The sequence below is a fragment of the Reichenbachiella versicolor genome, assembly GCF_003171675.1.
Taxonomy (GTDB): Bacteria; Bacteroidota; Bacteroidia; order Cytophagales; family Cyclobacteriaceae; genus Reichenbachiella; species Reichenbachiella versicolor.
Map to the genome: position 1 here is coordinate 799468 of NZ_QFZQ01000001.1, position 21556 is coordinate 821023.

Annotated in this window: 19 protein-coding genes and 1 other RNA gene; 10 read left to right on the forward strand and 10 right to left on the reverse strand. The window is 37.4% G+C overall.

What is annotated here, in order from left to right:
* Positions 1–137 precede the first annotated feature (137 nt).
* Together DKG80_RS03230 and DKG80_RS03235 are read left to right on the forward strand one after the other, a co-directional pair.
* A complete protein-coding gene (locus DKG80_RS03230) occupies positions 138–2027 on the forward strand; it encodes a mucoidy inhibitor MuiA family protein (RefSeq protein WP_109829844.1) in 1890 nt (629 codons plus the stop codon).
* A 96-nt stretch (positions 2028–2123) separates the two neighbouring features.
* Positions 2124–2525 carry a hypothetical protein gene (locus DKG80_RS03235; RefSeq protein WP_109829845.1) on the forward strand — a complete coding sequence of 134 codons (402 nt, stop codon included), beginning with the start codon at positions 2124–2126 and terminating at the stop codon, positions 2523–2525.
* 244 nt (positions 2526–2769) lie between these two features.
* Here the strand turns inward: DKG80_RS03235 and DKG80_RS03240 are convergent, their stop codons facing one another.
* The 4 genes from DKG80_RS03240 to DKG80_RS03255 form a co-directional block, all read right to left on the reverse strand.
* Entirely contained in the window at positions 2770–3480 is a 711-nt protein-coding gene (locus DKG80_RS03240; protein WP_109829846.1) for a cell division ATP-binding protein FtsE, read from the reverse strand.
* A gap of 211 nt (positions 3481–3691) precedes the next feature.
* Positions 3692–3789, reverse strand: an RNA gene (ffs, locus tag DKG80_RS03245) — signal recognition particle sRNA small type.
* Between the two features lie 99 nt (positions 3790–3888).
* A complete protein-coding gene (locus DKG80_RS03250; protein WP_221409037.1) occupies positions 3889–4314 on the reverse strand; it encodes a peroxiredoxin in 426 nt (141 codons plus the stop codon).
* 22 nt (positions 4315–4336) lie between these two features.
* Positions 4337–5233, reverse strand: a complete 897-nt coding sequence (locus tag DKG80_RS03255; protein WP_109829848.1) for a nucleotidyltransferase family protein — start codon at positions 5231–5233, stop codon at positions 4337–4339.
* Positions 5234–5373: 140 nt separating this feature from the next.
* On the opposite strand from DKG80_RS03255, the gene DKG80_RS03260 reads away from it, so the two are divergent.
* Both DKG80_RS03260 and DKG80_RS03265 read left to right on the forward strand, forming a co-directional pair.
* On the forward strand, positions 5374–5730 hold the full coding sequence (locus DKG80_RS03260) for a hypothetical protein (RefSeq protein WP_162555585.1): 357 nt from the start codon (positions 5374–5376) through the stop codon (positions 5728–5730).
* Positions 5731–5749: 19 nt separating this feature from the next.
* A complete protein-coding gene (locus DKG80_RS03265; RefSeq protein WP_109830196.1) occupies positions 5750–6025 on the forward strand; it encodes an acylphosphatase in 276 nt (91 codons plus the stop codon).
* On the opposite strand, the gene DKG80_RS03270 is transcribed toward DKG80_RS03265, so the two are convergent.
* The gene (locus tag DKG80_RS03270; RefSeq protein ID WP_109829850.1) at positions 6022–6594 is read right to left on the reverse strand and encodes a hypothetical protein; all 573 of its coding nucleotides are present in this window, start codon (positions 6592–6594) and stop codon (positions 6022–6024) included. The genes DKG80_RS03265 and DKG80_RS03270 overlap by 4 nt on opposite strands.
* Before the next feature lie 189 nt (positions 6595–6783).
* Between DKG80_RS03270 and DKG80_RS03275 the strand changes: the two genes are divergently transcribed.
* Complete coding sequence (locus DKG80_RS03275) at positions 6784–9120, forward strand: glycoside hydrolase family 3 N-terminal domain-containing protein (RefSeq protein WP_109830197.1); 2337 nt, start codon at positions 6784–6786, stop codon at positions 9118–9120.
* Between the two features lie 94 nt (positions 9121–9214).
* Here the strand turns inward: DKG80_RS03275 and DKG80_RS03280 are convergent, their stop codons facing one another.
* Entirely contained in the window at positions 9215–11518 is a 2304-nt protein-coding gene (locus tag DKG80_RS03280) for a SpoIIE family protein phosphatase (RefSeq protein ID WP_109829851.1), read from the reverse strand.
* A 380-nt stretch (positions 11519–11898) separates the two neighbouring features.
* On the opposite strand from DKG80_RS03280, the gene DKG80_RS03285 reads away from it, so the two are divergent.
* From DKG80_RS03285 to DKG80_RS03300, 4 genes are all read left to right on the forward strand, one after another.
* Positions 11899–12132 carry a cytochrome b5 domain-containing protein gene (locus DKG80_RS03285; protein WP_109829852.1) on the forward strand — a complete coding sequence of 78 codons (234 nt, stop codon included), beginning with the start codon at positions 11899–11901 and terminating at the stop codon, positions 12130–12132.
* Between the two features lie 35 nt (positions 12133–12167).
* A complete protein-coding gene (locus tag DKG80_RS03290; RefSeq protein WP_109829853.1) occupies positions 12168–13013 on the forward strand; it encodes a BadF/BadG/BcrA/BcrD ATPase family protein in 846 nt (281 codons plus the stop codon).
* Positions 13014–13139: 126 nt separating this feature from the next.
* Positions 13140–13940: an N-acetylmuramic acid 6-phosphate etherase gene (gene murQ, locus DKG80_RS03295; RefSeq protein ID WP_109829854.1), complete on the forward strand. Its 801-nt coding sequence runs from the start codon at positions 13140–13142 to the stop codon at positions 13938–13940.
* A gap of 7 nt (positions 13941–13947) precedes the next feature.
* Positions 13948–14517, forward strand: a complete 570-nt coding sequence (locus tag DKG80_RS03300) for a hypothetical protein (protein WP_109829855.1) — start codon at positions 13948–13950, stop codon at positions 14515–14517.
* A 45-nt stretch (positions 14518–14562) separates the two neighbouring features.
* Here the strand turns inward: DKG80_RS03300 and DKG80_RS03305 are convergent, their stop codons facing one another.
* Positions 14563–15384: an N-acetylmuramoyl-L-alanine amidase gene (locus DKG80_RS03305; protein WP_109829856.1), complete on the reverse strand. Its 822-nt coding sequence runs from the start codon at positions 15382–15384 to the stop codon at positions 14563–14565.
* Between the two features lie 3 nt (positions 15385–15387).
* The gene (locus tag DKG80_RS03310) at positions 15388–15846 is read right to left on the reverse strand and encodes a 3TM-type holin (protein ID WP_109829857.1); all 459 of its coding nucleotides are present in this window, start codon (positions 15844–15846) and stop codon (positions 15388–15390) included.
* A gap of 448 nt (positions 15847–16294) precedes the next feature.
* On the opposite strand from DKG80_RS03310, the gene DKG80_RS03315 reads away from it, so the two are divergent.
* The gene (locus DKG80_RS03315; RefSeq protein WP_109829858.1) at positions 16295–19795 is read left to right on the forward strand and encodes a hypothetical protein; all 3501 of its coding nucleotides are present in this window, start codon (positions 16295–16297) and stop codon (positions 19793–19795) included.
* A gap of 28 nt (positions 19796–19823) precedes the next feature.
* On the opposite strand, the gene DKG80_RS21060 is transcribed toward DKG80_RS03315, so the two are convergent.
* Together DKG80_RS21060 and DKG80_RS03320 are read right to left on the reverse strand one after the other, a co-directional pair.
* Entirely contained in the window at positions 19824–20111 is a 288-nt protein-coding gene (locus tag DKG80_RS21060; RefSeq protein ID WP_162555655.1) for a hypothetical protein, read from the reverse strand.
* A 34-nt stretch (positions 20112–20145) separates the two neighbouring features.
* Positions 20146–21513, reverse strand: a complete 1368-nt coding sequence (locus DKG80_RS03320; protein ID WP_162555656.1) for a sulfatase-like hydrolase/transferase — start codon at positions 21511–21513, stop codon at positions 20146–20148.
* Between the last annotated feature and the right edge of the window lie 43 nt (positions 21514–21556).

The window sequence follows — 21556 nt, forward strand, 5'->3', positions numbered from 1 at the left end:
TTAAAGACCTTTAATAAATAGTCTTATGGGTTTCTAATTATTCAATGATGTACGTACGGTAAAGCCTTATGACTATCTATTAAATAGTTTGTGATTAGTTTACACTAATTTTCAAGAATTAGAATTTGATTAATCTTATGAAATACCTTTTTGTATTAGTTTTTATTGGGATTACGTTCAACTTATTAGCTCAAGAAATTCCTGAGGAAAAAGTCAAAACATCGGTAAAGGATGTGACAGTATTTTTAAAGGGAGCCCAAATAACTAGAAGGAAAAACGTCAAATTGCCAAAAGGTAAATCTGTTGTTAGGTTCACAGGGCTTTCACCTTTTATTGATGCCAAAAGTATTAAGGTGAAGGTCGGTGGCGAGGTGATAGTATTGTCTGTGAGTCATGAGCAGAATTATTCTGCAAGTGTCAAGAAGGATAACGAACTTGTTGAGTTGGAGAATGAAGTTCAAAAACTTCAGGATAAAATCGAGATAATTTCACTAAAACGGTCGATAATTCTTGAAAGAGTTAGTTTTTTGAAAGACAATAAGGTGATTTCTGGTTCTGATCAGACCACCTCGGTTAACGACCTTCAAAGTACATATAAGTTTTATAGTGATGAGCTTACTTCATTGATGATGGAGAAACTGGATCTTGATAGGCAATCAAAAGAGCTTGAGGAAGATAAGAAGGATCTTAATGACAAGATTAAGAAACGCTACGATACTAAAGAATATCCTACTGGAGAGGTGTTAGTTAGCGTGGATTCAAAAAAGGAAGGTACTTTTTTATTTGAATTAGCTTATTTGGTAAGTAATGCAAGCTGGTTTCCGTCTTATGATATTAGAGCGAATAATATTGAAGAACCTATTAGTTTAACCTATAAGGCCAATGTAAAACAGGATACAAAGGTTTCTTGGGATAATGTTTCTCTCAAATTATCTTCAGCAGATCCAAATGTCTCTGGTGTAGCACCGAAGCTAAAGACGTATTTTTTGGATTATTATACCTTGCCTCCGAGTTATAAAAATGTGGATATAGAAAGAGTTACTGGAGTAGTGTTAGATGAGAATGGAGCACCAATGCCAGGGGTAAATATATTGATCGAAGGAACCACGATTGGAACCATTTCAGATATTGATGGAAAATATGATATTACCATACCTAATTATGCCCAAAGCTTAAAGTTCTCTTTTATTGGATATAAGGATCAGTTAAGAACAATTTCTAGAAATGCACTCAACGTTACAATGGAACTTGATGAAAGCCTTTTAGAAGAAGTTGTAGTCGTAGGGTATGGAGAGTCTAGTGATATAGGATATGCTTTATCAGGTGCAGTTGCTGGCGTCAATGTAGAAAGAGGAGTACGGGTTAAGTCTAATCTGTCTGATAAAAGAAATGGAATCCCTATTACTCAGGTAGAAAGACAGACTTCGGTAGATTTTACAATTAAAAGACCTTATTCTATTAATTCTGATAATAAAAAGTATACTGTTGATATTGATGCTTATCTGTTGGATGCTCAATACCATTATTATTCGGTTCCTAAAATTAACAAGGATGCTTTCTTGATTGCTTCTGTTACAAATTGGGAAGCTTATAACTTGTTAGAAGGAGAAGCTAATCTATTCTTTGAAGGTACGTATATTGGAAAAACAGTTTTGGATGTGAAATACGCTTCAGATACAATGCAGATTTCCTTGGGGAGAGATAAGCAGATTTCGGTTAGTCGTAAGAAGGTACGAGATTTTACGAACAAGCAGTTTATCGGTAGTAAAAAAGAAATATCTCGAGCGTATGAAATAGTGATTAAGAATAATAAAAGTCAGGAGATAGATATAACGATAGATGATCAGATACCTGTCTCTACAATGCAAGAAATTGAAGTTACACCTATTGATATTTCAAGTGGTGAGTTTGCTGAAGAAACTGGCAGTGTTTCTTGGGATATCATTCTAAAACCATCAGAATCTAAGAAAATAGAGTTCAAATACTCTGTGAAGCATCCGAAAAATAAGAATCTAACTGTGGAATAGGTTATGAGTTTGAAGTAACAAAGTTTTCTTTGAAACTGCTGCTCTATCAATCTCTAAACAAAAACAGCTAATTTCGGAGTTTATTTAGATATTGCTATGGAAGATAATGATCGCTATCACGAACTTGCCAAAGAATCAGGAAATACTCTCAAAGCTTATGTTCTTTCAGTAGCATCTGGAGGTACAGGTGTGTTTTTTGTGGCTTTAACTAGTAATGATGCTCTTAAATTTACATTGTTACAGAAGACATCATTGTTGATTGCTTTGCTTTCCTTTTTGAGTACGGTGATCTTTTGTTTGATTGAGTTAAGGGTGGATGCGCGGAGGTTCTATGCTACTGCGCAAGAGCTCGAAAAGGAGGAGTCAAAACAAAATTGGACTAAGATTAAAAAATATAAGTCAGTAAGAATGAAGCTTATTAATTCCTCTTATGTTTCGCTTGGGCTAGGCATACTTTCTGTAGGAGTGTATCTAACAAGTAAGATATTAATGTATTGAACGTTATTTTTACGTTTATTTGATCACACTATAGAAAATAGCAGATTAATCACTTACTTTTGGAAGTCGGTAAATAATTACTCTGACCATCCAACCAATTAAAGAAGTTGTTTTTGATTACAGCCCTGATAGAGAGATTTATCGGGGCTTTTTTATGATCAATGAATACTAAGAATACTAATAAGAGATGACCTTGTTCTGTACTTGAAAGTTTTCTTCCTTAGTACTCAATCTATTTTTGTATTTAATAATGACCGCTAAGTTCGAATTTCTCTTTTAAAGAATCGAGTAGGTTGCCTTCTTCGCATTTCAAAGTACGAGCAGGATAGTCATTTATGAATTTGTGATTGTGGGTAGCCATTAAAACAGCTGTTCCACTTCTGTTGATTTCTAAAAATAAATTAAAAATACCATCAGATACTTCGGGGTCAAGGTTTCCAGTAGGCTCATCAGCGATCAATATAAGAGGTTCGTTTAGAAGAGCTCTCGCTATCACCACTCTTTGCTGCTCTCCTCCGGATAGCTGATGTGGCATTTTATCTGCGGCTGCTCCTAGTCCTACGCGCATCAATACTTCAGCCAATCGGGTTTTCATCTTGGTTCTGTCTTTCCATCCAGTTGCCTTCATGACGAAATTTAGATTTTCCGTAACTGTGCGGTCAGCAAAGAGTTGGAAATCTTGAAAAATAATGCCGATTTTCCTTCTAAGGAATGGTATGTCTTTACTTTTTATATTGCCAATGTTGTAATCAGCGACGATCACTTCACCATTGATCAAAGGAAGATCTGCGTAAAGAGTTTTGAGCAGAGAGGACTTTCCACTACCTGTTCGCCCTACTAGGTAAACAAACTCACCCTTTTCAATTTCAAAACCTATATTTCTTAAAACGGCATTGTCTTCTTGGTAGATGTCAGTCTCTTTGACAGAAATCACAGGTTTTGATTCAAATTCCATATTATTAGTAGATTTAATCGCTAGGTGAAACTATAGAGTTTAATCGATTATAATTAGAGATGAGTATGAATAAAGTTGATAAATTTCCTTAGAGAAGGTAAATGAAACTTACGACTAACTCATCAGCACGAAAATAGAAAAATAATATAAAACCTTAGTCTGGTTAATTAGGGATTATAGAAATAAGGAAGAAACGAAGGGAAAGGAAATAAAAATGGCAAACCAACATCGCACCGCTACGACTATCTACCCTTGCTTCTTTCCAGACCTGGGGGAGTTCGATAGGAGCTGGTCGTATCGATTTGCCGCTGCAAAACTAGTTCTAATTTCTTATTATCCGAATGTTATTAACTGAATTTGCAATTCAAATTTTCTATAGCGTCTTAACTCTTTGTATATCAGGGAGAATTATTTTGATAAAGTTTTTAAAGCCTCCTGCATGTGTTTCTTGCCATTGAACCTTGATTCAAAAACCTCAATTAAGATTCCATCTTCATCGAAAATAAAAGTTACACGCTGAGCCATTAAGCCAAAAAACGACCTTTTGAGTCCAAAAGACGCTTCTACAGATTTGTCTTCATCACTAAGTAATGTGTATTTTAAGCCATGTTTCAAAGCAAAATTAGCATGAGATTCAGGGCTATCTGCACTTATTCCTATTACTTGAGCATTCAAATCATTGAAGGTCTCATATTCACTTTGAAAACTACAAGCTTCTGCCGTACAGACTGGAGTTTCGTCTTTTGGATAGAAAAAAATAACTGTTTTTTTACCTAAAAGAGAACTACTTTCTACCTCTTCTTTGTTTTGATCCAGCAACTTAAAAGCTGGCATTTTTGATCCTTTATTTAGCATGTTATTTCCATAGAGGGTTAGGGTATTTACCGTTGTTTACTTCGTTTGTGACAGATGCTCTGGCCGTTTCAGTGTCTTCTTTATAAGTTACACCAAACCATTTAGCATCCGTTTTTAATACTGTAACTGTAGCTCGTCCGTCATGAATCATAGCGTCTACTACTGAGGGTATATAATATTCGTCTTTAGTAATGTCTTTAGCGTTTTTGAGAAACTTTTGGAAGCCTGTTTTGATCTCATCAAATACGCTTTGTTGAAATCCCCAAAAGTTCATGGAAGCTACGCCTTCACTGATAAGTTCCTCTCCATTTTTTCCTTCACAGTATATTTTTCCATCTTTTTCATAGATGCCATGAGTTTCTACTATAGATGTTAATAAACTGTTTTGATCACTTTTTGATAACCCTCTTGATACTGTACCATTTTCGGAGAGAGTATTGATCATGTCATAGCCAACCATCGCAAAGTCACTTGGTTTAGTGTTTTGAGTTAAGAAGCTGGCCATAGCTTCAAATGCCTCTTTGCCATAGAAGTCATCTGCATTGATCATGGCAAATGCTCCGTCTATCTGATCAATAGCACTGTAGACAGCGTGACCTGTTCCCCAAGGTTTTAACCTTCCCTCAAGTAGTTCATCTGGGATTACTTCTGTAAAGAGATCTTGATAAGCGTACTCTACTTTAGATTTTAGATCGCCCAATTTTTCGATCAATTCGAAAGTGTCTTGCTCCACATCTTTATTAATCACTAAAACGACCTTTTCGAAGCCACTACTGAGTGCATCATAGATAGAATATTCCATGATGGTTTCCCCTTTTGGTCCCATAGGTGCGACCTGTTTTGCACCTCCGAATCTACTTCCTCTTCCTGCTGCTAGTATTAAAAGTGTTGGTTTCATTTCTTAAAATTTAGAATATTAACTCTTCGTCAATAATTGTGTTATCTATGCGTTAACCAAATGTCAAATGGCATGAAATTGGTAAGAGAACACGCCGTTGAGACGCAATTATACTTTGATTATTTCTTAATTTGCACATGATGAAACGTATCCATTACATTATATTTTTGATGGCTTTTGGCCTTTCTATGTTACTTGCTGATGAAGCGGCTGCACAGACGTCAAGAGATTCGGAAGTGAAGGAAAAGTCCAGTAGTAGTAGAAAGGTTTTTAAGAGTAGAAAAGTAGGTTCTAAGAAGTATACTATTAACTACGAACAAGGTCTAAAAGAATATGAGGCACTCATGAAGCAGAATAAGAAAAAGTATGCGAAAATGAGTAAGGATATGGAAAAGCCGCAATACAGTGACCCTCTGTACTTCGGACACAAAAAGAAACCTAAAAAACGACCTTTAAGCAAACGGAAGTTTTGCGATGAATGTGGGATCGTACATTAGCACTATCAATCAAATTATCATGAAAGCCGGCAGATCACTAATTATCAAAGGAAAAGTTCAAGGAGTATTTTATAGAGCCAGTACTATAGCGCAAGCACAAAAATTAGGTTTGAACGGTTGGGTTCGAAATCTATCCAACGGAGATGTGGAAGTTAAAATGTATGGGGAAACGGAAAAACTTGATGACCTAACAGTTTGGTGTAAAGTAGGTCCTGAGATGGCAAGAGTAGAAGAAGTGAATATGGAGGAAATACCTTTTGAAAAGATATCAGGATTTGAAGTAAAGTACGATTAACTAGCTTTTTTCAGTTGTACCTTTTTCTCTTTCACTACTACTCGTTTTACACCATTTCTTTTTAGAACTTTTATTTCAAAGTGGTTATTAATTACAGACTTAACATAGTTTCGGATGAAAACAGGATTTGATCCAGGCTCTTTTAATGCTGTAAGATGAAGGATTCCCTTGATAAAGGTAGTATTGTTTGTTAGGTCATCTATCCATTTATCGAATACTTCTGTCCACTGCTCTCTGTAAACTTCTTCATGTGTACGACCATCCCACATGATTTCAAGTTGATTATCACCATGTTTGTATCGGTAGATTACGCAAAGGTTTTCATAGATTCCTGAGAGATCTGATTTGTCTTCGTAGTCGTAATCTAATATTCTTTGGAAAGTGCTATCCACAAGACCAAGTGGATTGAACAGTACTTTGTACTTGTCAAAAGATTTTTTGATCATATATCCAGCTAAAAAATTAAAAAGCCCTTCTTGAGCCTTTTTTAGAAGGATATTTCTGTCCTTATCAAAGTTTTGAAGAAATTCAGAAGATTCCAGTTCTCTAGTCAAAGTATCGTTGTTCACAAGTTATTCACAAAAGTAGGAAGCTTATTGTTGATAAAAAAGTAACCTATTCATAATGATTAGAATTGAACCAAAAAAAGAGGTGTGTTTTATTAAGTCAGCTGAATTTGAATTTGAAAAGTCAATTTGTCCACCTACACTTTCGCCAATTTCATAGTTATTTGAAGATTCAATTACGAACTAAGTATGATGAACGTAACTAAATCTTTAATAATTGGATGGCTTTTTACAGGTCTTCTTTCGTGTCATTCAGCTTCTCAACTAGATATTAGAACAGAGGTCGATTCAAGAGTTGTTGAACTCATGTCGAAGATGACATTAAAGGAGAAGGTAGGACAAATGACCCAGCTTACCATAGGCTCTATGTCTAATAAAAAGGTTAAAAGGCATTTTGGTCTGCCTATTACCTTAGATACAGCTAAAGTTCGCAGGTATATAGTTGAATACGGCATTGGGTCTGTGCTAAACACAGGAAGGTTTGCTCATACCAAGGAACAATGGAATGAGCTAATAGGTTACTTTCAAAAACTGGCCTTAGAAGATACGAAAAATGGAATTCCTATTCTTTATGGTATTGATGCTATACATGGGACTAATTATACCGTGGGTGCAACTTTATATCCACAGCAAGTAGGTTTAGCGGCAACTTGGAATCCTTCGTTGGTTGAAGAATTGGCAGAATTGACTGCTTATGAAACTAGAGCCTCTGGTATTCCGTGGACATTCAGCCCTGTATTGGATCTAGGAATAGACCCTAGATGGCCTAGAATATGGGAGGGGTTTGGTGAAGATCCTTATTTGACTGCTCAGATGGGGTTGGCGATGCAATCTGGGTTCCAAGGTGATGATATATCTGATAGCAGCAGAGTAGCGGCTTGTATTAAACACTTTATTGGATATAGCAATCCTAGAAGTGGAAAAGATAGAACTCCAGCTTGGATTCCTGAGAGAATGATGCGAGAACTTTTTATTCCCCCATTTAAGGAGGCTATTAATCAAGGTGCAACCTCTATTATGATTAACTCAGGAGAGGTGAATGGAATACCTGTACATGCTAATTACGATATCTTAACTAAGCTATTGAAAAAGGAGTTGAATTTTAGTGGTCTGGTAGTTACTGATTGGTATGATATATACAACCTAGTAGAACGTCACCATGTAGCTGTAGATAGAAAAGAAGCTACAAAAATGGCTATAAATGCAGGGATTGACATGGCTATGGTGCCGAACGATATTGAATTTGCTGATTGCCTAACAGCTTTGGTCAATGAGGGAGAAGTTCCTATGTCAAGAATAGACGATGCGGTTCGTAAAATTTTGAAGCTCAAGTTTGATCTTGGACTATTTGATAGCCCTTTGACAGATTTTAAAAATTATCCTGATTTTGGGTCTGATAAACATATTGCTAAAGCTAAAGAAGGGGCATTAGAGTCCATTGTGTTGTTGAAAAACGATAACGATATCCTTCCTCTTAGTAAGAGACAAAAAGTACTGGTATGTGGACCAAATTCCGATAATATGAGAGTATTGAATGGAGGCTGGTCTTACACTTGGCAGGGGCAAATGACTGACCAGTTTGCCAAAGAGAAGCTTACGATACTGGAGGCGATTCAGGGGAAAGTAGGTCATGATAATGTTTTGTTTGAAAAAGGGGTGGCTTATTCAAAAGGGAAATATTGGAAAGATGAAATAGTGGATATGAAAGCCCTAGAATCGGCTGCTATGAATGTCGATGTGGTGGTAGCTTGTATCGGAGAGAATACATACACTGAGAAACAAGGAGATCTTGATGATTTGGTTCTGTCTGTGAACCAAAAGGAATTAGTAAAGTTATTGAGTACAACAGGTAAACCGATAGTATTGGTAATAAATGAGGGGAGACCGAGAATAATAAGAGACGAGGTTAAACTATCTGATGCTGTAATTGATGTTTTATTACCTGGTAATGAAGGAGGAGAAGCTTTAGCAGATATTCTATATGGTGATGCTAACCCTTCCGGAAAACTTCCTTTTACCTATCCAAGCTATACTAATGATTTGATCCCTTATTTTTATAAGTATTCTGAAGCTTCTCCTCATGCTGATGGTAGCGAATACAATGACCCATTTATAAAGTCACAATGGCCTTTTGGCTTCGGTTTGAGTTATACGAAATTCAAGTACTCCAATTTGAAGATTGATAAAGAAGAATATGGAGCTAATGATGTGATTAGTGTTTCAGTAGATGTTGAAAATATTGGTGACCGAGGCGGAAAGGAAGTTGTGCAGTTGTATTCGTCTGATTTGGTAGCGTCAGTGACTCCTTCTGTGAAAAGGTTAAGAAAGTTTGAGAAGTTATATCTAAATGAAGGTGAGTCAAAAACTGTTTTCTTTGAGTTGCCGATCAAAGATTTGGCTTTTGTCGATAGAAACTACCAGAAGTTAATAGAGAAGGGAGATTTTAAAATTACTGTAGCGGATCAGTCTACTTCCTTCAATGTTAGTGAAACCTTGGTGGTGGAAAAATTGCAGGATTGGAGGTTGTAATTAAAATTATAAACAAAAAATGCTCCTCACACTGATAGCCATAGCTATAGAGGAGGAGCATATAATTAGAAGTTAGAAAAATTTAGGAATCTCTTTATCTAAGTTTGAATCCCATGATCAGAACATCATCAGTTTGTTCTGCTCCTGTGGACCAGTTGTCAAAGTCTTCTTTAAGAATGCGTTGCTGATTGACAAAGGACTTGTCCATATTTGTTTTTAGGATATCAAGAAGAACCTCCTTAGTAATGGGTTCACCAATTAGATTTTTTTGATCATAGTAACCATTGGTAAACAAATAGACAATATCACCTGTTTTGTATTTGATAGACTCTCTTTTAAAAATACTGTCATTTGACATGTCTTTTCTGCCAATAGAGCAATTGTTGCCTAAGAACTCTTTTAATGCTCCATCATTTCCAATGTACAGATTGCTATTTGCACCTGCAAAATGCAGCTCTTGCTTCAGCTCGTCTATTACTATTATTGACATGTCTAGTTTGTCCATCAATTGCTGGCCTAGAGATTTTGCACGCAGAGTTTTGACAAACTTTCTATCGATTATGTCTAGTACTTTTTCAGGGTAGAGCACTTTATTGCTACTAAATATCTCATTGATCATTGACATACCTAAGATTGATAAAAAGCCACCAGAAACTCCAGAGCCAGTACTGTTGCAGCATAAGACTATCTTGTAAGTTCCGATTTTTTTAAACCAGTAAAAATCACCAGAAACTTTGATTTTAGGTTTGAAGTAAATCATACTCTCTTCGAAGAGGTTTTGAAAAGTATCTATGCTGCCAAGCAAGGCACTTTGTAGTTTACTGGCATGTGAGATGTTTTTCGTAGTCTGTTTTTGCTCTTCAATGAGCTTGTCTCTTTCTTCTTCTATTTGATGCTTTTCATTTTCTAGTTGTTGTCCTAGCTGTCTGACTGCTATCAAAGGAGACATAATATTGCCTACTTGATCCATATATTTGACCTTGTCATGTCGAACAAGTTCACTGCGCTTGTCTTGTTCGATTTTCAGATATTCTTCTATTGAATACATGTTGTATCCACGAGCACTAATCTGTACGGCTACTTGAGTTACTTTTCTGTTTTCATCGACCTCATCATTCATTTCGTCTGCTATCTGCCCTACAAACGCTCCTTTCATTTCTTCTAGAGGTGATACCCTTAGCCCTATTGTTTTTTTAATTAGAATAAACATGCCTAGCGAGATGACTGTAGTGAATCCAAAACAGGTTATAATTCCAACTACTTGAATGCCTAATTGAAGCCATCTGTCATGTACTAATAGGTCAGCTTCTCCAAAAAGGGCTACTGCTAGCGTACCGAAGATGCCTCCGATACCATGTACTGCTATTGCCCCAACAGGATCATCAAGTTTTAGGTTTTCCGAAAGGTATACATAGAAGAGGTTGTGAATTATTCCAGCAATAGCACCAATCAAAATAGCTGATATAGGAGAGACAACATTACAACATGCGGTAATGGCTACTAGTCCAGTCAAACTCCCGCCTGCAAGCTTTTCAATTACATCTTGTTTGTCTTGAAAGAAAACGGCGTAAAAGAAAGCTGTGAAGGCTGCAGCAGCCCCTGCCAAATTCGTGTTCAGAATTATCTTTACTACATCCTCATTGAATGCAAGAGTACTTCCTCCATTGAATCCCCACCAGCCAAGCCAGAGGATCATTACACCCAGAATACTGTAAGAATAATCAGAGGCAGGCATCTTTTGGAGTTTGCCCAAGGCATCATATCGACCGATTCTTGGTCCCACCATATAGATGCCTACTACGGCTATCCATGCTCCAGTACTATGAACCACAGTAGACCCTGCAAAATCCATGAATCCTAATCCTGCTAACCAAGGTGTATTATCTTCAATAAGAAGATTACCCCATGACCAGTATCCAAATACTGGATAAATTACCATGGCAGTCATCATAGAGGCTATAAAATACGGTATGACCCCAGTACGACCAGACATAGCTCCTGATACTATTGTGAGGGCAGTACCTGTAAAAGCCAACTGGAAAAGGAAGAAAATATACTCCTTACCTGTGTCAATATTATTACCTGCAAAAAAATCGAATCCAAACCATGCACTGTCTGAACTTCCGAACATAATACCGAAACCTACAACGAAAAAAGCTATACTTCCAGCAACCCAGTCTAAGAGGTTTTTAGCCCCTATACCTGCTCGGTGCTGTTTTTTAACTAATCCAGTTTCTAATACTTTAAATCCTGCCTGCATGAAAAACACCAGTGCGGCAGCTACCAAAACCCATAAATCGTCTAGATTCATGGTTACCATTTGATTTGAATACGTGTCTGCTTTTGCGAAAGCTGGAGCTAATGCAAAGAGCATGAATGGGATAATTATTCTCTTCATTTTTTTCCATAATAGGACATAGTCGTCCTGTCAACTGTTAATCTTTTAGTACAGATGGATTTCAGTCTTCTAAACAAAAAGGACTAATGTTGTTATGGGTGCCTCTTACTTGAATTTTGTGAAGAGAAAGGTCAGGGTAGCTCTGTTTAGTTGATTGACTTAATTGTTATATTTTCACATCCAACAAAAGTATTTTCTACGTAGTTGGATTAAAATGCAGATTGTGAGGAATTAAAGTGTCTTTTAGTTGGTGTTTTTAATGAGTTATGGTTGTTTTTAATATGCTTTTAGGTCACTAAAAACATTGTTTTGCAACTATAAATGATGAATCTCGCTAGTAATAAGCGTTTCGGCGATAGATATTTTAATTTCGAGTTTCTATGACAAGAACATATACTAGAAGTCAATTGGCCCTTAGAAATGGTCAAGATAGGGAAGAAATTTGGGTAGCATATCAAGGTAAGATTTATGATGTGACTAGATCTAGAATGTGGAAAAATGGTAAACATTATGAACACTGGGCAGGTCAGGATTTGACTTCCGAATTGGATACTGATGCACCTCACAACGCTAATGTTTTTGATAAATTTGAAGTGGTTGGTCAACTAGTATAAGCGCTTACTATCACCTCTCTTAAAAGTAATAATACATGATAATAATTGCGGATAGTGGATCGACTAAGACTGATTGGAGATTTATTGATTCTAATGGAAATGTCACACAGGCTAAATCAGAGGGAATCAATCCAAACTATATGACCGAGGAAGAAATTAAGGTCAATATCACTTCTGTTTTAAAGGATTACAAATCAGAATCTGTAAAGCTGTATTTCTATGGTGCAGGCTGTAAGGCTGAGAAGAATGTTGCTTTTGTCCATAGGTTATTTATGTCTTTCTTCTTTTCTGCCAATGTGTATATTAATCACGACATGTTTGGAGCAGCTAGATCGCTGTGTGGGCATGATTCTGGAATAGCCTGTATTTTAGGTACTGGTTCCAATTCGTGTTTATATGATGGGCAAGAGATTACTGCCAATGTTCGTTCATTGGGTTATCTTTTAGGAGATGAAGGTAGTGGTTCTTACATAGGAAAGAAGTTATTGCAGAACTATTTTAGAGGAAACCTATCAAGTCAAGTAACCAAGAATTTTGAAAAGAGATTTGGTGACAATCAAGATGAACTGATTAGAGAAATTTATAATGCTGAGAATTCAGCGCGCTACATTTCTAAATTTTCCAAGTTTGTTTTTCAAAATATCAAGGATCCGGGAATGTATAAAATGGTCTATAGCATTATGGTAGAGTTCCTTGAGCTTAATGTGCAGCAATACGAAGGGTACGAGACTACACCTGTTCATTTTACAGGCTCAGTGGCTTATTACTTTAGCAATATTCTACGCAAAGCTGGTCAAGACAAAGGCATTACAATAGGGCATGTTGTAGAAAGCCCGATAGCTGGTCTCACACTTTATCATAAAGAGGAATCTATTTTATAATTTCAGGGTAAAAATTTATTAAAACCTTATGATTCATTTCTTAGGTCTTAGCTGAACAAAATTTAAAACAGTCTCTAAACTTAGTTCAAGGGTTTACTTTGAACTTTTATTTCAACAACATTCTATATGTCTACTACAGAATCTGCATCTAATTACAATGATCTCCAAAATATGTCTACTGAGGATCTTCTTATCAATATGAACAAGGAGGATCAAACTGTCCCGTTAGCAGTAGAAAAGGTTATTCCTGAAATAAAACTGCTCGTTGAAAAGATATTAGAGAAAATGATGGCAGGTGGACGCATTTTCTATATTGGAGCAGGGACAAGTGGTAGATTGGGAGTAGTAGATGCGTCTGAAATTCCCCCTACTTATGGCCTTGATCATGGAAGGGTAGTTGGGTTAATAGCAGGAGGTGATGGAGCTATTAGGAAGGCTGTGGAATTTGCAGAAGATGATACCCAACAAGCTTGGAAAGATTTAGAGGCCAATGATATATCAGATAAGGATGTTTTGATTGGAATCGCAGCGTCAGGGCGAACGCCTTATGTTATAGGTGGAATCGAAAAGGCAAGAGCCAATGGAATTGTTACAGGTTGTATTGTTTGTAATAGTGATTCGAAACTTGCTGCAGCTTCAGAATATCCTATTGAAATTGTTGTTGGACCAGAGTTTGTGACGGGTAGTACGAGAATGAAGTCCGGAACTGCACAGAAACTAGCTCTAAATATGATTTCAACATCTGTCATGATTAGACTAGGTCATGTGAAAGGAAATAAAATGGTCGATATGCAACTGAGTAATGAGAAACTTGTAGATCGTGCTGCTCGTATGGTGATGGATGAAACCGGTGCCGATAGAGCTACTGCTGAGAAATTGGTGGAGAAATATGGCTCAGTGAGAGCAGCGGTGCAAAACTATAAATAGTCGTACAATGCATCAGTTAGAACCTTACTTTGGTTGGCTTAAGTATTATGATTCCAGCCTTGATTCACTTTCTCCATTCAACGGTAAAGAGTATAACTATGATCTGTACTCGGATACTATATATGGCTATTACATAGCACCAGGCTGGGACTTTATGGGGTCAGAGACACTTTATTTGAAGCTGCTTTATGTGAATTATGATGCTGGTTTTGCAGTAATTGAGTTCATAGGAGAGTGGAATGATGCCATAAATAATGATATCATGAACCTTAAAAGAAATATCGTTGATGAGATGATTCATCAAGGAGTTAATAAGTTTATTCTAATAGGGGAGAACGTAATGAATTTTCATGGTTCGGATGATAGCTATTACGAAGAATGGTTTGAAGATGTAGAAGACGGTTGGGTAACTGCTATCGGTTTCAGAGATTTCGTATTAGATGAAATGAATAACTATGGTATTGATAGTTATGTTAACTCAGGGGGGCAGTTGGAAGCAATTAATTGGAGAACAATGAAACCACATCTACTTTGCCAAAAAATAGATTCGCAAATCATGAAAAGACTTGGAATGTAAAAAAGTCAGGAGAGTTATGAATGTTAGCTCTCCTGTCTATTACTATTATTTAATATCTACATACTGTCCAGCTACCCAGCCTTCAATTTTAGTTTCAACTTTTAGCCACCCATTGTGTTGTTGGAGCACTTTGAGTTTTGTACCTCCTTCAAGTGGAGCTGCTGCTAAATCAGCACTTCCAGATGGCATTTCACGAATATTAAGTCTGGGAACATCTACAATTCCTTCATAATCATCGCTCATCGGCAATTCTTCTTCTCTGCTCTCCAAGAAACCATTTCTGACTTTGTCTAATGGAAATGCAGGGCCTGGATCTTGTTTGCGTCCTTTAGATATCTCCTCATGTCCTAGAATATTGGTAATGGTAGGATATCTATCCATCAGCGCCTCGATCATTTCTATAGTCTTGTCAATCTGTACCTCAGTGTAAGTGTGCCAAAACCTAGATGCTGACTCATTTCGATGGACTGCTTGCATAACCTCTTCCTCTGGATATGTCTTGCCAAACCAAGATTTGTACTTGTTACCAACTTTCTCTAAAACCCCAGCATTATCTATTTCAATTCCTATAGAAAACTTGTTGAATCCTGATCTACCCTCGTATGAGCTTTTACCAGCATGCCAAGTGACCGTATCAAAAGGAACTAATTGATAGATATGACCAGATCTATCTAATACTATGTGTGCAGAAGCCTTGACCTTTTTTCTACAAAGATATTTGGCAGAGCTCTCACCAGATTTACCAGCAGTATAATGGATAATGATAGTATCCGGCTGGCCGGGTGCGAATTTGACAGTATTCTTTGGACAAGAAAGGTGACTGACTGATTCACCTTTTTTGAATAAGTGATCTTCTATTTCCATCATAATTTACCCAAAGATGTCTTTACGGTCTTTTTTCCTTACAAAAGGAATATCGACATTTTTAGTGACGGTCGTAGCTATCTTTTCCGCAGACCTACCTACTACATACCCACCGATACCGATTTCTAGGAGAGTCCAAAATTTAGGATCAATGTTTTTGCTAATAGGGTCTGCTGTATTGACAAATGCAGGTTCTATGAAATATGCATACACTACTATAAAAGCGAATGTAAGCATCACGATTGGTCTCCAGCTACGTTGTAGCCAGTTGCCCGAAGCCTCAGCAGTGATGATGTCTCGCTGAGCATTTTGGACATTGTTCATAGCGTTGAATACGATATTAGAGAGTTCATTTTTTGCTCTCAATTTTTCGTCATCGCTCGTAGATAAGTTGTCTACAATCTTGCCACCTTCCGACAAGATGTCTTTAGCACCTTTGCTAAAGATTTTCGAGAATAATCCCATAAATCTAGTATTGGTTAGAAATAAGAAATACGCTCACCACCTTGATGAGCTAATGGTCGAAATTGGTTAATTCTTATTGAAAATACTAATAATACAAACGAGGCATCAAAAGCAGTCATATTATTCGATCCATTAGAGAAGATATGCCTTTAGCATGGCCAATGATACAGGTCACGAAATAGTAATAAGGTCATGGTTTAGATGATTGGTGAAATTTATACGTGTACGAGCACGAATTTTTTCGTGTAGCTGCACGGGCAATAATATGATGTGATCGTTAAAACATGATCAAGATCTAGAAACATATGATCTACGTCCTGTTTTCAAGAATAGGTCTAGTCCATTTTTACAATCGGATAAGGCAGGTTAAGCCCTGTTTGCCAGTAGATACTTATTAAGAACTAACTAATCTCTACTGACATCATTTCTACCAAAACGGAAACTAAAGATGGAAGAACAAAACAACGAAATCAGTCAAAGTCGAAAGGACACAGTTCAGTACCTTAACCTTCAACTGGCAGCACTAGGACAGCCAGTATTCGAAGACAGGGATGGGGCATTTTGTAACCCTAATTTTACAGCGCTTACAGATGGTTTTATTCAAAGTACTCGTGAAGTATCTCGACTTGTGGATCAACCACTTTCTCCAGCAGATCAGAGAATTCAAGATTTTATTGATGATTATTTGAAGGATGTTGAGATTGATAAAGCCCCTAAACTTGCAAATAACACGCTAGTTCTGACTAAGAAAGGTCATGCAAGAGAATTGAGTCTGCCTCCAGATGCTAACTATTTCAAAAGTGCAGATGTAACGTCTCATAGAATAAAACAAGGGGTTCTAAATAATCCTTTGAAGGATAAAAGAACTACTAAAGGTACTTTCCATATCGTGGAAGGGGACTTACCAGTTCCGCTAGATAAAAAAGAAGTTCCTAAGATTGTATTCGCACATTTCTTGAATGAGGCTTTTAATCAGCCGAGTGATGTTAAGGTATTACCATTCACAGCAAATCAAGACGAAAAGGCAAAACTGATGGTCTCTTCATTGTTAAGACCTGTAGTCTGTCCCGAGGTAAAGGGAGTCGTGCCCAAGAAACGTCTAGAGGTTAGATTTTTCGTGCCAGGAACTTTGGTCTCGAACATTGATTTTGTGGAGAATATCTTCGGTAACGCTGGAGATCCATACTTAGCAGAGAATGATTCTGCTTTAGATCCAGAGCACTGGACTGGACATACTGGTTGTATCATTTTAGCACCTCATTTGAAGACATTGAAGATGAAAGATCTTGGTCTTCCACATTGGGATGCTGCTACAGAACGTCAGCGCAACGATGGTATGGCTTGGAAGGATGAAAATGAACTGTATAATGATGGTGGTGCATTCAAATTGACCTGTAGAGATGATAGAGGTGTAGTGGTGACATTGATTGCTGATAACTATTACGGGTATTCTAAGAAGGAAATTAAAACTCAGATCAGTTACTCCGCTAATCTATATGGATTGCTAGAAGAAGAGCATGCTGGAGGAGCTATTGCTTACCACAGGGCCGTACTGGGTGATAGAGTGGATGGAAGAAGAGTATCTGCGAAGCTGGGTAATCTTCACAAGTTTGAGGATGCAATGAAACTTCTAGGTGATAGGGTAGACGTTAAACCAGAAAAATATGCGGTAGATAAGAAGTATCCCAATATCATATACATACCGGAGTATGCCTTGATCAATACAAATACCAACAGTATCAGTTGGACGTATCAGGGCAAAGAACAGAAGCTAACATTGTCTCCTTATAAAACTTATATTCATCCATCTGGAAATAAATATAACCTGGAGAAACATCCAGCTATTTCTCTCTGGAGAATAGTTACCACTCGGGCAGAAGGAGTATTCTGTCACAAGCCATGTACCGTATCAGGGGGAGGTAAATCTGAGATTTCAAAGTCTATGCAGAATGCAATCTCATACAATGCTTTCCATATCCATAATTTGGAAGAGGATATTAAAATGGCTGATGAGATTATTGAGAAAGATTACTCTGATAGATATCGAGAAGAAAAGGCTAAAAGACCAAAGTCCAGAGCATTTTTGAGCCCAGATCGTTCTTTGGGGTCTACGGTTAAGCTTTTAACCGTATCGGATAAACATTCAGATAAATACAATGAGTGGGTACGCAGTATTCCTGATCATATTAGGTCATTGGTATTATTCATCAAACGTCTGTATAGACAAAATGAAGGCGGTTTGAACTGGAAGGATAGCATGTCGGTACAGATCATTAATAACCATCAAGGGACTAAATTCTTATATAATAATCAGCCTGTAGTAGGGAGTTATGTAAGAATAGGTTTCAACCAGCAAGGAACATGGTTGTTACACAAACTAAGATCAGATTTTTCAGCGAGTAAGAAAATTCAGACAGAAGATGATATCTCAGCATCTATTGTTCTTCCTAAAGACCGTATCAAGAACCTAAATCCAGAATATTCTAATAGGAGTGTCAAAATTCTTGAAAACTGTGAGGCTCACCTATTTCAGAGACCAGATGAAGCTATCGTCCGTGGGTATGATAAGAAAGCGGAAAAGGATCTAGTATCTGATGGAGTATTCTTGACTAACTATGAGCCACTATCTCGGCAAGATGCGATTGATCTGTATGAGGATACCATCAATTTTGATAAGTATACTCAGCCTGTGAAGGATTTTCTGATGGATATCATTGAAAACGGTAAGGATGATGAATTCTTTGCTGTACCATCTCATACTAGAATTGTAGACGGGACCCCTACTGTAAACCCAAGATACCTTGAGAAAAATATTCATTTTGGAGAGACAGAAGATAAATACATCGCGGAAGTTGGTACAAGATTGTTCAGGAAGATAAAATCCGAAGATCCTGTGATTTATACTGTCAATGCTGTATTGCCAGGTCGAAGAAATAATCCTGTAGACAGGAAAAACGGGATCAGACCATTGGCTGTATACAACCCTATTCACTATCAAGAGACTCCTGAACTGTTCATGGACTTTATTAGTAGTTTGACCGGTAAGTCTCCATCTACTACAGGTGCTGGATCTGAAGGTGCTTTGACCAAAGGCCCTTTCAATATGTTGACACCTACATCTGACTTGAACAATGCTATGCTAGCACACATCTTAACCGAATCTAGTGCATTTAGTACGGCAGCAGGATACGTAGGAGCAGAGAATAAAGTAGATCATGATATTAGTTTACTGATTCCAGAGATTTGGGCAAGGATGATGCCTGAGGATAGAGATCCTAAGGAATTGATTAAGCACAAAGCCCTTGAGAAGTTAGACGACTTTGAGTTCGAAGGCAAGAAAGTTTTAGCCAGTAGACTTGGCTATAGAATTACCAACATGTTTGCCTTTAGGTGTATGAATAGACTGTTTGATGAACCAGGAGCAGTATTCACAGAGAGAATGTTGAAGCCAGAGCTTCAGGGTATGGAAGACTATGTAGATGGTATCAATAATATCGTCGAAACTCAGCAGAAAGTAGCTAAGAGATATTTCGATGACAATAGTGTGAGCGCTGCGATACCTCCACTACAAATTCTACTACACGTAATGGCTTATGGTCACTATGAAGGTAAGGATATCAGCGACCCAGAACTCAGAAAACAGTTTGATCGCGATCATGTATTGGCAAGTGACTGGTATCAAGAGCGACTGAAGCTGAAGCAAGAGAAAGACATTTCTTTCGTGGAGAAGCAGATCAAATACTTAGAAAACTTCATAAAGCTGCCTCAAAATGCTCCTCTTACCGTTGATTTAGATATCGAGTCCAAATTAAAAAGACTGAAGGTAGAATTTGAAAGAGTGTCAGCATCTGCGTACTTGGATACATTAGTAGGAACTATAGGTGCTGATCCATTATTTAGGAAGCAACCTGCAGTAGAAGAAGAACAGGTGGAGTTGGCAATGGAATAGGCATTCCTGTTATAGTAGTTAATACGAATTATTGAGCCATGTTTCTGTTGAGGCATGGCTTTTTATATGAATGACAGTTGATGAATTGTAATATCTGGTTGATCGCATGTAACCCTTGGTTGATGAAATGTAACGTCTGGTTGATCGCATGTAATGCTTGGTTGATGAATTGTAATGTCTGGTTGGTCACATGTAATGCTTGGTTGATGAAATGTAAAGTCTGGTTGGTCACATGTAATGCTTGGTTGATGAAATGTAACGTCTGGTTGATCACATGTAATGCCTGGTTGATGAGATGTAACGTCTGGTTAATCATATGTAATGTCAGTGAGGCTTCTCAACAATAAACACTACTTCGGAGTATTTGACATATAAGGGCCATCCTTGCTCTTTTTGTCTTTAATTTTTGTCATATACCGGAGATAGAGAGAATCTTGGCGGGAAGGAGCAGGGATCTCTTTGAGGACTTTTTTTATTATAGCTATTTGGTCAGCAAATTCGACAGAATTTCCACTGATGAGTTTGTAAGGTCCATGATCCATTTGGTGCCAATACATGTTATACCCATCTTTTAGGATGTCTTTAGTACGGACCATTTGATGAACCGTCATATAGCTGTAAATCCATTCACGATGTGTTTTGTGTTTTCCGTGAAGTACAGGGACTAGAGAAACACCGTCAATATTTTGAGAAAGTTTAGCACCTACCAATTCTTCGATAGTAGGGAAAATGTCCGTTAGGTCAGTCAAAGCATCAGACCTACCTATTGCTTTTACCCCAGCGCCACTAATGATGAGTGGTACTCGGGTACCTTTCTCTAGAGATACACTTTCTTTTCCAAAATCCTCACTAGCGTTATCAGAAGTAATAATGAAAATAGTGTTTTCCAGTTCCTTTATTTTATGGAGTTGGAGTTTAAGTTGTCCAATCATCATGTCTATGTAGTTAGCATGAGCAGCCATGGAGTTGTCACTATAGATATAGGTTCTTCTAGGGAAGAAAGAATATTGAGGGGTTTTAGGAAGGTTGTTGTTCCCATTTCTATTCCCCAAGTGTAGCGGCATATAGAGTAAGAATGGTTTATCTTCTCTATGTGCGCGTCTAATGAAATCCATTGAATATCGAAGTACCATCTCAGGACCAAAGTCATTGTCTGTTGTCTGTAGCCATTCTGCGGTATCTTCCTCATGCTTATAAATACTTACATAAGGATTCCAGTAGCATGAAGGTTTTGTTTTTCCTTTCTTGGTTACGTATTGACCAAAACCTTCTGGTCCATGCCAATCACCAGTGATGAAGTATTCATCAAACCCGTGATCAGTGACTTTTCCATTGAGTTGAAACTTTCCCGCCATCAAAGTCTTATATCCAGCTTCTTTAGCCACATTCGAAAACAATTTGTGCTCATGTAGGTGATGATTTTTTTCTTCTATGCTGGGTCTCATAGATCCATGATACCATTCAGTTTGGTGAGCATATTTGCCAGTCATGAGCATGGCTAGCGTAGCTTGATTTTTAGGTGTAGCCCATGCCGTTTTAAAAAAGACTCCATTTTGAGCTAATAAATCTAGATGAGGAGTTTTGGCAATTTTATTCCCATAGATTGGTAATTCTCGTGGGCTCATGTCATCTGCCATCAACAATATGATGTTTGGACGCTTCTTTGCCAGAGTACTAATGGAAGCCAAAAATAGAAATACGAACATAGTGTTCCTCATACTTTCTTTTTTCAATTGTCTCAGGTATAGTAGGTTGAGAACA